The sequence below is a fragment of the Sneathiella marina genome (assembly GCF_023746535.1).
GTDB classification, from domain to species: Bacteria; Pseudomonadota; Alphaproteobacteria; order Sneathiellales; family Sneathiellaceae; genus Sneathiella; species Sneathiella marina.
On sequence record NZ_CP098747.1, the window covers coordinates 1,976,917 to 1,990,973 of the forward strand.

19 protein-coding genes are annotated in these 14,057 nt (G+C 52.6%); 7 read left to right on the forward strand and 12 right to left on the reverse strand.

What is annotated here, in order from left to right; translation table 11 throughout:
* Positions 1 to 74: 74 nt before the first annotated feature.
* Together NBZ79_RS09400 and NBZ79_RS09405 are read right to left on the reverse strand one after the other, a co-directional pair.
* Positions 75 to 767 carry a type 1 glutamine amidotransferase domain-containing protein gene (locus tag NBZ79_RS09400; RefSeq protein WP_251937880.1) on the reverse strand — a complete coding sequence of 231 codons (693 nt, stop codon included), beginning with the start codon at positions 765 to 767 and terminating at the stop codon, positions 75 to 77.
* A gap of 59 nt (positions 768 to 826) precedes the next feature.
* Positions 827 to 991, reverse strand: a complete 165-nt coding sequence (locus tag NBZ79_RS09405) for a hypothetical protein (protein ID WP_251937883.1) — start codon at positions 989 to 991, stop codon at positions 827 to 829.
* A gap of 145 nt (positions 992 to 1,136) precedes the next feature.
* On the opposite strand from NBZ79_RS09405, the gene NBZ79_RS09410 reads away from it, so the two are divergent.
* From NBZ79_RS09410 to NBZ79_RS09440, 7 genes are all read left to right on the forward strand, one after another.
* A complete protein-coding gene (locus NBZ79_RS09410; RefSeq protein ID WP_251937886.1) occupies positions 1,137 to 1,880 on the forward strand; it encodes a hypothetical protein in 744 nt (247 codons plus the stop codon).
* On the forward strand, positions 1,880 to 2,650 hold the full coding sequence (locus NBZ79_RS09415; protein WP_251937889.1) for a hypothetical protein: 771 nt from the start codon (positions 1,880 to 1,882) through the stop codon (positions 2,648 to 2,650). The genes NBZ79_RS09410 and NBZ79_RS09415 overlap by 1 nt, the downstream gene beginning before the upstream one ends.
* A 65-nt stretch (positions 2,651 to 2,715) precedes the next feature.
* Positions 2,716 to 3,462: a hypothetical protein gene (locus NBZ79_RS09420; protein ID WP_251937891.1), complete on the forward strand. Its 747-nt coding sequence runs from the start codon at positions 2,716 to 2,718 to the stop codon at positions 3,460 to 3,462.
* 211 nt (positions 3,463 to 3,673) lie between these two features.
* Positions 3,674 to 4,078 carry a VOC family protein gene (locus tag NBZ79_RS09425; protein WP_251937894.1) on the forward strand — a complete coding sequence of 135 codons (405 nt, stop codon included), beginning with the start codon at positions 3,674 to 3,676 and terminating at the stop codon, positions 4,076 to 4,078.
* 175 nt (positions 4,079 to 4,253) lie between these two features.
* A complete protein-coding gene (locus tag NBZ79_RS09430) occupies positions 4,254 to 5,003 on the forward strand; it encodes an SDR family NAD(P)-dependent oxidoreductase (RefSeq protein WP_251937896.1) in 750 nt (249 codons plus the stop codon).
* Positions 5,004 to 5,099: 96 nt separating this feature from the next.
* Positions 5,100 to 5,558 (forward strand): desulfoferrodoxin family protein, encoded by a 459-nt coding sequence (locus tag NBZ79_RS09435; protein ID WP_251937897.1) that lies wholly within the window; start codon positions 5,100 to 5,102, stop codon positions 5,556 to 5,558.
* 11 nt (positions 5,559 to 5,569) lie between these two features.
* Positions 5,570 to 6,460 carry a DMT family transporter gene (locus NBZ79_RS09440; protein WP_251937899.1) on the forward strand — a complete coding sequence of 297 codons (891 nt, stop codon included), beginning with the start codon at positions 5,570 to 5,572 and terminating at the stop codon, positions 6,458 to 6,460.
* Positions 6,461 to 6,462: 2 nt separating this feature from the next.
* On the opposite strand, the gene NBZ79_RS09445 is transcribed toward NBZ79_RS09440, so the two are convergent.
* The 10 genes from NBZ79_RS09445 to NBZ79_RS09490 form a co-directional block, all read right to left on the reverse strand.
* Positions 6,463 to 6,882: a rhodanese-like domain-containing protein gene (locus tag NBZ79_RS09445; RefSeq protein ID WP_251937901.1), complete on the reverse strand. Its 420-nt coding sequence runs from the start codon at positions 6,880 to 6,882 to the stop codon at positions 6,463 to 6,465.
* 12 nt (positions 6,883 to 6,894) lie between these two features.
* Positions 6,895 to 7,233 carry a HesB/IscA family protein gene (locus NBZ79_RS09450; RefSeq protein WP_251937903.1) on the reverse strand — a complete coding sequence of 113 codons (339 nt, stop codon included), beginning with the start codon at positions 7,231 to 7,233 and terminating at the stop codon, positions 6,895 to 6,897.
* Between the two features lie 43 nt (positions 7,234 to 7,276).
* Complete coding sequence (locus NBZ79_RS09455) at positions 7,277 to 7,645, reverse strand: DUF59 domain-containing protein (RefSeq protein WP_251937905.1); 369 nt, start codon at positions 7,643 to 7,645, stop codon at positions 7,277 to 7,279.
* Positions 7,646 to 7,653: 8 nt separating this feature from the next.
* Positions 7,654 to 8,109: a Fe-S cluster assembly sulfur transfer protein SufU gene (gene sufU / locus NBZ79_RS09460; protein ID WP_251937906.1), complete on the reverse strand. Its 456-nt coding sequence runs from the start codon at positions 8,107 to 8,109 to the stop codon at positions 7,654 to 7,656.
* A gap of 11 nt (positions 8,110 to 8,120) precedes the next feature.
* A complete protein-coding gene (locus NBZ79_RS09465) occupies positions 8,121 to 9,353 on the reverse strand; it encodes an aminotransferase class V-fold PLP-dependent enzyme (protein ID WP_251937909.1) in 1,233 nt (410 codons plus the stop codon).
* Positions 9,354 to 9,362: 9 nt separating this feature from the next.
* A complete protein-coding gene (gene sufD / locus NBZ79_RS09470; protein ID WP_251938055.1) occupies positions 9,363 to 10,652 on the reverse strand; it encodes a Fe-S cluster assembly protein SufD in 1,290 nt (429 codons plus the stop codon).
* A gap of 43 nt (positions 10,653 to 10,695) precedes the next feature.
* On the reverse strand, positions 10,696 to 11,439 hold the full coding sequence (sufC, locus tag NBZ79_RS09475; protein WP_251937911.1) for a Fe-S cluster assembly ATPase SufC: 744 nt from the start codon (positions 11,437 to 11,439) through the stop codon (positions 10,696 to 10,698).
* Positions 11,440 to 11,482: 43 nt separating this feature from the next.
* The gene (sufB, locus tag NBZ79_RS09480; RefSeq protein ID WP_251937914.1) at positions 11,483 to 12,952 is read right to left on the reverse strand and encodes a Fe-S cluster assembly protein SufB; all 1,470 of its coding nucleotides are present in this window, start codon (positions 12,950 to 12,952) and stop codon (positions 11,483 to 11,485) included.
* Positions 12,953 to 12,956: 4 nt separating this feature from the next.
* Positions 12,957 to 13,430: an SUF system Fe-S cluster assembly regulator gene (locus NBZ79_RS09485; RefSeq protein WP_251937917.1), complete on the reverse strand. Its 474-nt coding sequence runs from the start codon at positions 13,428 to 13,430 to the stop codon at positions 12,957 to 12,959.
* A 188-nt stretch (positions 13,431 to 13,618) separates the two neighbouring features.
* The gene (locus tag NBZ79_RS09490) at positions 13,619 to 14,008 is read right to left on the reverse strand and encodes a hypothetical protein (RefSeq protein WP_251937920.1); all 390 of its coding nucleotides are present in this window, start codon (positions 14,006 to 14,008) and stop codon (positions 13,619 to 13,621) included.
* Positions 14,009 to 14,057 lie beyond the last annotated feature (49 nt).

The following is a 14,057-nucleotide window of genomic DNA, read 5'->3' on the forward strand; positions in this document are numbered from 1 at the left end:
TGTGGGAGCAACGTGAAAGGGTCCGCCTGCCAGTAGGTGTATTGGGGCTCTGGCAGGCGGAGGGGGACAGGGCGCTAGGCGGCTTGCCGCGCGGTAAGCTGCGCCATCAAGGCACCGGCTGTCCGTTCGGAGGAGGCGGGATTCTGGCCGGTGACCAGATTACCGTCAATCACCGTATACGGGGCCCAGTCATCGGTTTTCGAATACAGGGCTCCCTTGTCAATCAGCATGTCTTCCACCAGGAAAGGAACGATATCGGACAGGCCGACGGCCTCTTCCTCCCCATTGGTAAAACCGGTGACCTTGCGGCCATGGACAAGGGCTTTCCCGCCTCTGCCTGTCACATGGCGGAAAATGCCGGGGGCATGACAGACGGCGCCGATGGGCCGGTTATTGATATCGAAAAACGCCAGCAATTCCCGATTGGTCCGGCTTTCCGCGAGATCCCAAAGCGGGCCATGGCCGCCGGGATAGAACACGGCATCATATTTCTTGAAATCCACGGCCCCCAGTTTCCGGGTATGGGCGAGGTCCTTTTGCGCCTCCGGGTCATCGTAAAATCTTCGGGTGGCCGTCGTCTGAAAAGCCTCATCATTACTTTTCGGATCCAGCGGCGGTTCCCCGCCTTTCGGGGACGCCAGTGTCACTTGAGCACCGGCATCTTTCATTACATAATAGGGGGCGGCAAATTCTTCGAGCCAGAAACCGGTTTTATCACCTGTGTTTCCCAATTTGTCGTGGGAGGTCAGTATCATCAGAATGTTCATAATCACTATCCTTTACGTTACGGTTCTACATATATTTGCCGCTGTCTCCGGCAAATGCTCTACTTGCAGCAACGGGCAGAAAATACCGGCTGCTTGTCACCCATGACCTGCCTTGAACCGGCATTGATGGTCACTTGAAGTACAGAGAATAAGCTTTTGTTTTCAAACAGTAAAACTGGAACGAATATTCCAGTTTTCAAAGCCTCAACTGTATCTTGCCCCATACATAGGGAGGCCCCTATCCGGTTTCCAGTAGGCAGTGCCAAGAAAGTGAAAATGCCTCGAAAATGTCATAATTTGGTGGAATTGGCCGCCGGTTGTTGCTAGGGATGGGGGTCCCGTTGTGTCCCCCGTTGGAGAATTCACGTCATGTATCTGCAGTCCCTGAAACTGACCTGGCGTCTGTATCCTTATGTGTTGTTGGCGGTCGTCGGCGAGCTTGTAGTTCGCGTGTTGGCGGAGCAGGAGATCGGCGGCAATAGCAGCAAGGGATTTACCATTACTCTTCTGTATAGTGTTCTTGCATTTTTCGCTCATGTGGACATCCTGTTTCCCGACCCTCACAACCGGGCGGAGGCGATAAAGCGGTTTGTCGGCTTTATGCTGCGATATATGGGGCTTATTTTCCTGATAGTACTGATCGCGGGAGGGCTGACCTTTTTCCTGTATTACGGCCTCGAAATCGCATCCGGGGGCGATCGGGACGAGCGAGTTGGCATGCTCGCCCTTATCATGCTGCCTTTGGCCGGTCTTTTCAGCCTTCTCATCTTCGGATTTATGGGAACCTGGATGCCCGCCTTTGTGGTGGATCGGCAGCGCGGGGTGGGTAAAGCGATTGCGCGCGGGAGATCGACCTTCTGGTATGTAACCGGGCGCTTGATTTTCGGTCCGGGCCTGCTTTTCGTCCTGTCCTTATCTGCCTTCGCCTTTATCCCGACCCTGGCGGGCCTTCCGGAAACCTATTTCCAGACCGGCTGGCAGCCAAATATTTCAACATTTGTTTATTCGGCCGTTACCTATGTCTTGCAAGCCTGGGCCATCGTCATGACCGCCTGGATCTTCTCCAGGGCGTTTTTAAAAGCTGAGGCTAGCCACGCGGAGGCGCAGGCCTGATGTACCCGCAGTCTTTCAAATTACTCGTTCGGCTGTATCCATATGTGCTGTTGGTCATCGTCTGTGAGTTGATTTTTGGGCCATTTAAAAGCTACATCCAGACCTTTGGCGGAGAGTTGTTTTACGATATTCTGATCGATAGCCGCTTTTTGCGCTATAACGCCGCATATCTTCTTACTCTGCTGGCAGAGGCCTTACTGATTTTCAAGGCCAGTGAACAAATCCTCAATGTGAAGAACACTGTCGACATTCGCTGGGCGCGACAGTTCGGGTATTTTGCGGTTATTTGGCTCTTATTTCATATACCGGTCCTGTTGCAGCAGGTTCCTTATTATATTGCATCTATGTCCAATGAAGTGGCTTCTAAACAAGATAGTATAGCGACGGGGGTCAATATATTTCTATTTATGTTGCCTATTGTAATACTCTTGTTCTTCCTCGAATATTTTTTATTCGGCACCTGGTTTCCGGCTATTGTCGACAATAAACGCGGCGGACTAGGCACTGCCTTTGCAAGGGGTAAACAGACCTTTCTTTTTGTCATGTGGCGTTTTCTGGCAGGGCCCACGGTGCTGTTAATTACAATGAGTGTGCTGTTGTATATAAATTCGGCTGTAGCGCGATATGCCACCGATTGGCAGCTATTGGTTCCCGTGACGATTGTCGGGATCCTGTTAGATATCTTTTATTGCTGGATTCTCGTCATGACCGCGTGGATTCTTTCGAAAGCATACTTAAAGACGAAAATTGTGCCGGAAGAAGGTTCTTAGGCGATGATTTTGACAACCAATGCCCATAAACAGAAGGTCTTATGTATCTAGACTCATTGAAACTGATGGCGCGCTTGTACCCGATTGTCCTGATCGTGATTGGAATGGCACTACTTGAGACGCTGTTTCCCGAAGAACAAGTTGTTATCGGTCTGGCAATCATCATTTTGTTGTATGTTCTTCAATATAACGCGTTTTCGAAATGCCTTCCTAAAGATATCCTTATACCCGTTCCGACAATCAACAAAATAGCCGGATTTGTTTATCGAAATTTGCTCCTTCTGATTTTAAGCTCAATTTTTGTAGTTCTTTTTTTGCTTTTTATCGTTGCGGGTATGCTGATATTTCCTGATGCATCTAATTTATTGGAATCATTTAGAGGAACAGCCATTACAGCTGTACTTTCTCTTATCATTCTCACTTTTCCATATTGTTATGTCGTTGCTAAGATTGGCCTGATTCTTCCCGCCGGTATGGCGGGTCACGACACGACCTTTAGCACCGCCATGGATCGGAGTATGGGAAAGGTACGCGCAACTTTTTTCAAGATGCTCTTTGGTCCTGCGATGCTTTTTTTCGTCATGCCATCTGTCTTGATGTTTATAGGGGTGATGATATCCAGCCTTGCCGGTTTAGATACGCCAGAAGGGGAAATGCCGGTCTGGCTCTCTTCGTCGGTTTCGGTGCTTACTATCAGTTTCATATGTTGGGGCGAAGTCATGATGGCCTCCAATTTATCGGCTCTATTTATCAAGGTGCGAACGGTTTCTGTTGACGCCGCGCCTGTCACGTCAATGCCGACGACAAGCTGACCTGTCCTACAGCTTGGCCGGGATAAAGACGGCCTTCTCGGTATCCACAATTTTGTTGGTACGTTTTGCCGTCTGAAGGGTATTTTTCGATAGAAATAGAATATGGAACTTGCTAATAGATTGGTCATATCTGATCAATTTATTGGGTGGTGATCATAAGCCCGCTCTGTCATCGCCCGGAAATTCACCATTTTTAACAAGAGGTTTCATCATGAGCAAAACGATTACCCAGGGGATAGATCATCTTGGCTTGAGCGTCCGGGATCTGGACGCCAGCAGGGATTTTTTTGAAAAAGCCCTGGGATGGCGGCAGTTCGGCGGAAACCCCGATTACCCGTCGGTATATATGACCGATGGCGTTTCAAAACTGACTTTGTGGGAATGCAAGGGCGACGAGGCCTCCGGCTTTGATCGGCATAAAAATGTCGGGTTGCATCATTTTGCCTTGAAAGTCCCGACAGCAGACGCCTTGCGCGAAACGTTTAATGCGGTCAAGGACTGGCCGGGTGTTGACATTGAATTTGCCCCTGAATTTTCAGGTAACGGGCCGAAAGAACATTTCATGATCTACGAACCCGGAGGAACACGGCTTGAAATTTCATTCGATCCGCGCTGAGTTTTTGATTTCTTTAAAGCGTGGCAGGTTTTGGGTCCAGCGGATGTCTGGCCGTCACACCCTGCCGGGTTCTCCCTGTGTCTTCCCCCATATAATCCGGTGAAACCGGTAGCGAAGAGGGCATGGGGCCTCTATAGTCTGGCAACCCTGTTTTCCATCAGTTGATCGAGGATCCATGACAAAAACTGCTCTTGTTACCGGTGCTGCGCGGGGTATCGGGCTTGCCACCACGAAAACCTTTCTGGCGCGGGGATGGCAGGTTGCCATGATCGATATTGACGGGGAGGAATTGCGCCATGCCGCCGACGGGCTTGAGAATGTCGTCGCGATCACGGCCGATGTGTCCGACCCCAAGCAGGTGATGGGGATGGCGGAGGAGGTGAGGGAAACCTTCGGCACGCTGACCGCCTTGATCAATAACGCTGGCGTCGCGGATTTCGGTCCCATTGGTGAGACGACGTTTGACCGCTGGCAGAGGGTGATGCGAACCAATCTGGATGGTCCGTTCCTGATGGCGCAGGCCTGCGTGCCGTTTATGGCACAGCCGGGCGGAGCGATTGTCAATATTGCCTCTATTTCAGGTGTGCGGGCCAGTACATTACGCGTGGCTTACGGCACATCGAAGGCAGCGGTAATCCATCTGTCCAAGCAACAGGCTGTGGAATACGGGGAGATAGGCATTCGTGTAAACACGGTGGCGCCGGGCCCGGTGGATACCAAATTGGCCCTTGCGGTGCATACGCCGGCAATCCGCAAAGCCTATCACGAGGCGATCCCGCTTAACCGTTATGGGGTTGAGCAGGAAATCGCCAACGCCATTTGTTTTCTATGCTCGGACGAGGCCAGCTACATCACCGGGCAGCTGCTTTCCGCCGATGGCGGCTTTCAGGCAGCCGGGGTGGGGTTACCGGCACTCAGAGATTGAATTGGCAAAAATTTGTTAACGATTTAGACGTATATCCTTGCTGTCAGCCCAATAATAATACAAATTAGAAACTGATAACATTCGGGGGAATTCGAAATGTTTAAACAAAATATACAATTCAGCCGCCGACAGGCGTTGACCCTGGCCGGAAGCGGTCTGGCGTCCGCGGCATTCGCCGGGCCGGTTTTTGCAAACACGCCAAATGTTGAGTTAAAAGGGGCCCTTCGGACCTTGGCGGGCAAGTTCTTTTTCTCGACCGAGAATCCAGGCCGCTGGAAGGGCAAGGAAAAAGGCCATTCGCCGATAATCAAGGTGGATAAAGACGGCAATAATGCGCTGATCCGCGCGGCGGTCCGCCATCCCATGGATCATGATCACTTTATCATCAAGCATATCCTGATGGATCAGAATTTTGATTTTATGGCCGAACAGGTTTTTGACGTGAATTTCGATATGCCACGCTCCCGGTTCGAGGTGAGCGGATATTCAGGGCAAATCTATGTGGTCTCGCTCTGTAACCTCCATGACAACTGGGTCAATGTCTCGACCATCTAAAAAGTAACCTTATGAAAACATCAGGGGCCTCTTCGGATCTGTGGCCAAGCCTCGGAATTATTGGTGCCGGGATCCTGTGGGGGTTGTTCTGGCTGCCCGTACGCGCCCTCGGTGACCTGGGGCTGGAGGGCGCCTGGCCGGGCATTGTTATGTATGCCGGTGCGGCCCTGTTCTTATCCCCTGTTCTGGTTGTCAGCTGGAAAACCATCCGGCCCATCTGGAAACCCCTGGCGCTCAGTGGCCTGTTCACGGGCGCGGCCTTCGCCTGTTATGCCACCAGCCTGCTGTTTACCGAAGTCATCCGCACCATCCTGCTGTTCTATTTAACGCCGGTCTGGGGCACGCTTTTGGGAATTATTTTTCTGGGAGAGAAATTCACCCTGAGCCGCGCTATTGCGCTTGTTTCCGGGCTGGGAGGATTACTGGTTGTCATTGGACTGGGAACAGAATTTCCCTGGCCGCGCAATCTCGGGGACTGGCTGGCACTGATCGCCGGCATGTTCTGGGCGTTGGGCACCATGCTCCTGTATCGCATGGGCACCGTCGCTACCCTGGCACAGAGCCTGTCCTTTGTTTGCGGTGCCCTGGTGGTGACCGGCGGTGCCCTGCTGCTGGGCGGGGATATTTTTGGCGCGACACCATCGCCCGCTCAACTGGTCGGCGCCATACCGTTTGGGCTCTTGGCGGCGCTGTATGTCATACCGATGCTGATCCTGACCGTCTGGCCGGCAACCCGTCTCAGTCCGGCGCGTGTGGGAATTTTGCTGATGAGCGAGGTGGTTGTCGGTGTTGGCTCTGCCGCCCTGCTGTCGGGGGAGCCCTTCGGCCTGCGCGAAGTGATCGGCACCTGCCTGATTGCCGGCGCCGGGATTATCGAGGTTCTGGGGCAGCGAAGCAAATAGGTTTATTGTGTTGCGAGGGGAAGGCTGGCGGCGTTCCAGCTATTGATGCCGCCGTCAAGATGGCTGATTTTCGAAAGGCCAGCGCGGATCATCAGGGGCAGGGTGCGACCGCTTCTGAAACCGGACCGACAATAGAGGAGGTAATGCTGGTCCGGGTCAAGCGCGCCGATCAGCTGGGCAAAGTTATCGCCGTGGTAATCAATATTGATGGCGCCGGCCACATGGCCCTCGTTGAACTCACCCGGTGTGCGCACATCCAGAATGACAATTTCCTTTTGTGTCTCGATCAGTTCAGCAGCTTGCGGAGCGGTGACATGGCGGATACCGTATTTTCCCAGCGTTCCGATTTCCGCCGCCTGCAGGGTGGTTACGGGTCCGGCAAGGATAAAGAAGCTGATGAGAAGAAATCGAAATACTCTCATTTGGCTCTCCGGCTAGACGTGAAAGGAGGATCCGCAGCCACAGCGGCCTTTTTCATTGGGGTTTTCAAAGGTGAACCTGGATTGCAGGCCTTCTTCAAGCCAGTCCATTTCCGTTCCCGCCACATATTGTACCGCTTCATGATCGATCAGCAGGGTAACATTGTCGGTAGTGACAATGGCATCATCGGGCTTCTGGTCGGAGGCGTAGTCCATGGTGTAACTGAGGCCATTGCACCCCGTATTGGTGATCCCAATGCGTAGACCCAGCGTGTCGCCGTCATTCTGGCCCAGCAGGGTTTGCACCCGTTCCATGGCCCGTTCCGTCATTGTCATAATCTGTGTATCAGTCATCTTTTACCTCGGGGTTACCCCAATCAACTCTATAAATATTGTGTTAAAACATCCCTAAATCAAGCTTTGCCGCTTCGGACATGTTATCCGGTGTCCAGGGCGGGTCCCACAGGATCTCCACCGAGACATTCTTAACGCCAAGTACGGGAAGAACCGCATCGCGGACCCAAATGGGAATTTCACCGGCCACCGGGCATCCCGGTGCGGTCAGGGTCATGCCGACGAAGACATCGCCATCATCGGCGATATCAATGACGTAAATAAGCCCCAGATCATAAATATTGACGGGAATTTCCGGATCATAAATGCCGCGTATGGCCTCGACAATCGGGGCCTCAAGCGGATTGGAGGAGGTTCCTTCCACATATGGCCCGGTGGCTTTTGGCCGCTCTATTTTATCAACAACAGTCATACCGTTTCCTATTCCGTCGAAATCTCGTCACTGCCATCCATGGCAGAGGTCATGGCGTGCCAGGCGAGGGTGGCGCATTTGACCCGCATGGGGAATTCCTTCACGCCGGCCAGCACCATCAGCCGCTCCGTATCGTCCCCGGCGTCAAAATCATCGTCTTCACCCTTGACCAGCTTCTGGAAACCGTCAAAAATGAACTTGGCTTCGCCTTCGGTCTTACCCTTGATGATTTCCGTCATCATGGAGGCGGAGGCGAGAGAGATCGCGCAGCCCTTTCCTTCAAAGGCCGCATCCTCGATCAACCCGTTATGACCCATTTTCAGATAGACATTGACCGTATCACCGCACAGCGGGTTATAGCCATGGGCCTCGTGATTGGCATCTTCGGGATGGCGGAAATTCCGCGGATGCTTGCTGTGATCGAGGATCACTTCCTGATACAATTCCCGTAAATCGTCGAACATAAAAACTACCCTTACCCGAAAATCTCTTGAACGCTTTTGATGGAGGCCACCAGGGCATCCACATCCGCACGGTTATTATAGAGCGCAAAAGACGCGCGCGCCGTCGATGCCACATCAAAATGATCCATCAATGGCTGCGCGCAATGATGACCAACCCGGATTGCCACGCCACTGCGATCGACAATGGTGCCGATATCATGGGGGTGGACACCTTCCATGGTGAAGGAAATGATGCTCGCCTTGTGCTTTGCCTGACCAATGATCTTGACGCTGTTGATCTGGCTCAACTGTTCCGTGGCGTAGGCCAGCAGAGACTGTTCATGGGCGCCGATCTTGTCGAGGCCGATGCTGTTGATATAGTCAATGGCGGTGCCCAGTCCGATCGCCTGAACAATGGGCGGCGTGCCCGCCTCGAACTTGCTGTGACCCTTGGCATAAGTTGTTTTCTCAAACGTCACCCGGTTGATCATATCGCCGCCGCCTTGATAAGGCGGCATTTTGGCGAGCAGCTCGGCCTTGCCATAGAGCACACCGATGCCTGTGGGGCCAAAGACCTTGTGACCGGTGAAAACATAGAAATCCGCCCCGATTTCCTGCATATCGACTTTTAAATGGGGCACCGCCTGCGATCCATCCACAAGCACCACGGCGCCGGCATCATGGGCCGCATCGATGATCTGGCGGATCGGCGTAATGGTGCCGATGGCATTGGAGATATGGGTGACGGCCACAATTTTTGTCTTTGGGCCCAGCATGTCGAGATAGCTCTCCAGCATAAACTCACCATGCTCATCAATGGGAACCGCCCGAACCGTCGCGCCGGTTTTCTCGGCAATCAGTTGCCAGGGGACAATATTGGAATGATGCTCAAGGTAGGAGAGAATGATTTCATCGCCGGGCTGTAAATTGGCCCCGCCATAGGACGCGGCGACCAGATTGATGGATTCTGTCGCATTCTTGGTGAAAATCACCTCATCCAGGCTGCCTGCATTGATATGGGCGCGGATGGTCTCGCGGGACGCTTCATACAGCTCCGTTGAGGACTGGCTGAGAAAATGAACCCCCCGATGCACATTGGCATAGGTCTCGGCATAGGCTTTTTGCACGGCATCGAGAACCACTGTCGGTTTTTGCGCCGACGCCCCGCTATCGAGATAGATAAGCGGCTTGCCATGGACTTCCGTCCCGAAAATGGGGAAATCCCGGCGGATCTTTTCAATATCAAATGTTGTCATATCGTTCATGACAGCTCCTTAAACCTGATCCAGCCACTCGGTGGCGATATCTGAAAAATAAGCTTTGATGCGATCATCGGAAATTTCCTCGATAACATCGGCCAGAAAAGCATCAATCAGCATTTTACGGGCTGATTTTTCGTCGATGCCCCGTGACTGCAAATAGAAGAGGGCGTCCTCGTCCAACTCACCGGAGGTTGCGCCATGACTACATTTCACGTCATCGGCGTAAATTTCCAGTTCCGGCTTGCAGGCAACGGTTGCCCGGTCCGATAACAAAAGCGCCTTGCTGAGCTGGTCGCCCGCCACTTGCTGGGCATCTTCGGCAATATGGATCTTGCCTTGAAAAATACCACGGGCTTCCCCGTCCAGCACACCTTTATAAATCTGTGCGCTTTCATTCTGCGGTACCGTATGCAGGGTTAAAGTCGTCGTATCGCAATGCTGCTTGCCGCGCATAAGATAGGCGCCGTTCAGGATACTTTTCGCGCCGGACCCGGTAATTTTCGTGGTCAATTCATTGCGGGACAGCTTACCGCCCGTAGAAAGACTGAAATTTTCATAAATCGCGTCGTCAGCCACGTCGCATTCGGTCAAGGCAAGATGAAAGGCCGCGATGCTTTCATTCTGGTACTTGAAATGCCGCAATACGGCGCCCGCCTGCAGCGAAATACTGGTCTGCGGATTGGTGAAATAGCTTGTCGTGGCCTCGCTGACATGTTCTTCCAGCAATGTGACCTGGGCGCCATCGCCCATCCGGATAATATTACGCATATGCCGGGCAGGGCGGTCTGTGGCATTGGTCGATAAAAACCTGATCCGCAACGGCTGATCAAGGGTGACACCCGCGGCGACTTTCAGGACAAAGCCATCCTCCATAAAGGCCGTATTCAGCGCGACAAGCGCCTGCTGCGGTGCCGCCATTGGAATAAGGTCCGCGTTTCCCACATCCAGTTCTGCAGCCAGGGACGTCAGCTCAACGCCCGTTGGCAGGCTGCCAAGCTGGCTGGCCGCGGCATCAAACCGTCCATCCTTGAAGACCATGGTATGGCCAGCGTCAAATTCCGGGTTGGGGAGCGATGTTTCACCGGGCTCCGCCGCGTCATTGGCAACCCCTTTGGTCAGCCCATTGAGGTTCGTGAAGCGCCATTCCTCAATCCGGTGATTGGGGAAATCCAGATCAGCAAAGGCGTTCAGCCCATTGGTTCGCAGCTGCGCCGTCGCCGGATCTTGATGTCCCGGCAATTGGGGAAGTTCGGCGGCGAAGCGGTCCACATAATTCTGCGCAAGAGGTGTCAGGTTTTTCATAATTTTCACAAATTTACCAATAGCTTACATGTCATTCTTAAGGTCAGGCTGCACTCATTTCCGCATAGCCCTTTTCCTCCAGTTCCAGCGCCAGGGACTTGTCGCCGGATTTCACGATTTGACCATCGGCCAATACATGAACAAAGTCCGGAACGATATAATCCAGAAGCCGCTGATAATGGGTGATGATCAATCCCGCACGTTCGGGGCTGCGCAGGCGGTTGACCCCATCGGCCGCTATTTTCAGGGCATCTATATCCAATCCGGAATCTGTTTCATCCAGAAGCATCAGATCCGGCTCCAGCAGGGACATCTGCAAGACTTCATTGCGTTTCTTTTCACCGCCGGAGAAGCCGACATTGACGGCCCGCTTCAGCATATCGTCCTTGATGCCAAGCTCCTTGGTCTTGATGCGGACCAGTTTCAGGAACTCCATGGCATCGACTTCCTGTTCGCCGCGGGCCTTGCGTTGGGCGTTATAAGCCGTTTTCAAAAAAGTCGCCGAGGCGACACCCGGGATTTCCACCGGGTACTGAAAGGCCAGGAATATACCGCTTGTCGCCCGCTCATCGGGGGACAGGGCCAGGAGATCCTCGCCCTTGTAAGTAACCGTGCCGCCGGTGACCTCATATCCGTCCCGGCCGGCCAGCACATAGGAAAGCGTGCTCTTGCCCGCTCCGTTCGGGCCCATAATGGCGTGAATTTCACCGGCATTGATGGTCAAGGTGATGCCTTTAAGGATTGCCTTGCCGCCAACGGTCGCGTGAAGGTCTTTAATCTCTAACATAGTATTTCTCCACCTTTATCAGGGGCTTAGCGCCCGAATTTCATTATCCAACGGAACCTTCTAAGCTGATGCCGACCAGTTTCTGGGCTTCAACCGCGAATTCCATGGGCAGTTTCTGAAGCACTTCCTTGCAGAAACCATTGACGATCAGGGCCATGCTTTCCTCTTCAGTCAGGCCGCGCTGCTGGCAATAGAACAGCTGCTCTTCACTGACCTTGGACGTGGTTGCCTCATGCTCGATTTTCGCCGTCCGGCTCTGGTTCTCGATATAGGGAACCGTATGGGCGCCGCATTTATCGCCAATAAGCAGGCTGTCGCAGACTGTATGATTGCGTGCGTTGTCGGCTTTTCGACCCATGCGGACCAATCCGCGATATGTATTCTGCGCTCTACCGGCCGATATGCCCTTGGAGATGATGGTGCTGGACGTATTCTTGCCCAGATGGATCATCTTGGTCCCGGTATCCGCCTGTTGCAGGTTGTTTGTAATGGCAATGGAATAAAACTCCCCAACGGAATTATCCCCCTGCAGGATACAGGACGGGTATTTCCAGGTAATGGCGGAGCCTGTTTCCACTTGCGTCCAGGACACCTTGGCATTCTCGCCGCGACAGGCGGCGCGCTTGGTGACGAAGTTATAAATTCCGCCAACGCCATTTTCATCACCGGGATACCAGTTCTGCACGGTCGAATATTTGATTTCCGCATCTTTATGGATCACCAGCTCAACCACAGCGGCATGCAGCTGGTTTTCATCGCGCATGGGCGCCGTGCAGCCTTCCAGATAACTGACATAGCTTTCATCATCGGCGATAATCAGGGTCCGTTCAAACTGTCCGGTCTGGGCCGCATTGATGCGGAAATAGGTGCTGAGCTCCATGGGGCAGCGCACCCCTTTTGGAATGTAACAAAAGGATCCGTCCGTAAACACGGCGGAGTTCAAGGCCGCATAGTAGTTATCCGTATAGGGCACGACAGAGCCGATATATTTCTGAACCAGTTCGGGATGGTCGCGCACCGCCTCCGAGATCGGGCAGAAGATCACGCCTTCTTCCTCAAGCCGGGCCTTGAAGGTGGTGGCCACGGAAACACTGTCAAACACCGCATCCACAGCAACATTATGGGCCCCTTCAACACCGGCCAGAACTTCCTGTTCCTTCAGCGGAATACCGAGTTTCTTGTAGACTTCCAGCAACTCCGGATCGACTTCATCCAGGCTTTTCAGCTTTTCCTTCACTTTCGGAGCGGAATAGTAATAGATATCCTGAAAATCGATTTTCGGATAATCGACCTTGGCCCATTCGGGCTCAATCATGGTCAGCCAGTGCCGGTACGCTTTCAGGCGCCATTCCAGCAACCATTCGGGCTCTTCCTTCTTGGCGGAGATAAAGCGGACAATATCTTCGCTCAGGCCGATAGGCGCTGTATCCGCTTCGATATCGCTGACAAATCCATATTTGTACTTTTCCGAAACGGAAGCGACCTGCTCGACTGTTTCCTGGCTAATGGCCATTTCTTTACTCCGCAATGGTCACATGGGCCGCATCCGCGCTGCCCAGGGACTTCTTCTGTAAACTGATTTGTTGGGTGTCCTGGCACATATCTGCCAATGTCACCTCTTCAAGCGCTGCATTCAGCGCCCGGTTTATTTTTTCCCAGCCGCCGCGCATGGGGCAGCATTCCTCAACCGAGCAATCCTCTTCGCTTTCATCCACGCAGGAGGTGACGGCGAGGGGGCCTTCCATGGCCCGGACGATATCCGCAATGGAAATTTCCGCAGGCTGGGCCGTCAGCTCGTATCCACCATGGGCGCCCCGATGGGAGACGAGCATTTTACCCTTGGCCAATACCCGCAGGATTTTGGCTGCCGTGGGCACCGTCAGGCCCGTATGCAGGGATATATCAGGCGCGGTCATAACCCGGCCCGGCATCCGCGCCATCTCGGACATGATCACAACGCCATAATCTGTCATTTTGCTCAGTTTTATCATGATATCATCTATATCGTACTAATTTAGTCTTATTTCAAGATTTTATAACAGACAAATTTGGTCTTGTATATAGAAGCGCGGGCCAGTGCTGGCAAGAAAACTATTCATAAATTCTTGGAAAGGCTGGAATCAAAATAGGCAGGTAAATAAATTATTCCTGCCTATTGGAAAATATTACAGTTTTTTGGTCAGTTTTTCTTGTGTGATTTACTCTCGTGATTTGCCGGCAGACAGTTCAAGGCAATGATGGCTATGCCTACATCCGCCTTTGCGTCACAGTCAAGTGAATGAGGAACACCAGGAAGCGGATCGACGTTATACCGAAGATGGCCGGGATCATCTGTATCTTCAGCCATGCGCATGCCGGTTGTGACGCCACCGCACGAAACGGTTTTATTTTCCGCAAAAACGGAAGCAGGAAGGATCATGATGTGCTCTGTATCATCTGTGTCATATGCCCGGGCGCAATATTGTGCCGTGAACTCGGAATATGAAGTTGCTTGTGAAACCATGTTCTCCGCGTGAGCAGCCGAGACAAATGCAAGTATTGGCAGACAAGCCAAAATTCCAATTTTCATAAAAATCTCCTTTATCAATTTAATGCTGTAAAAAATGAACCTGAATACA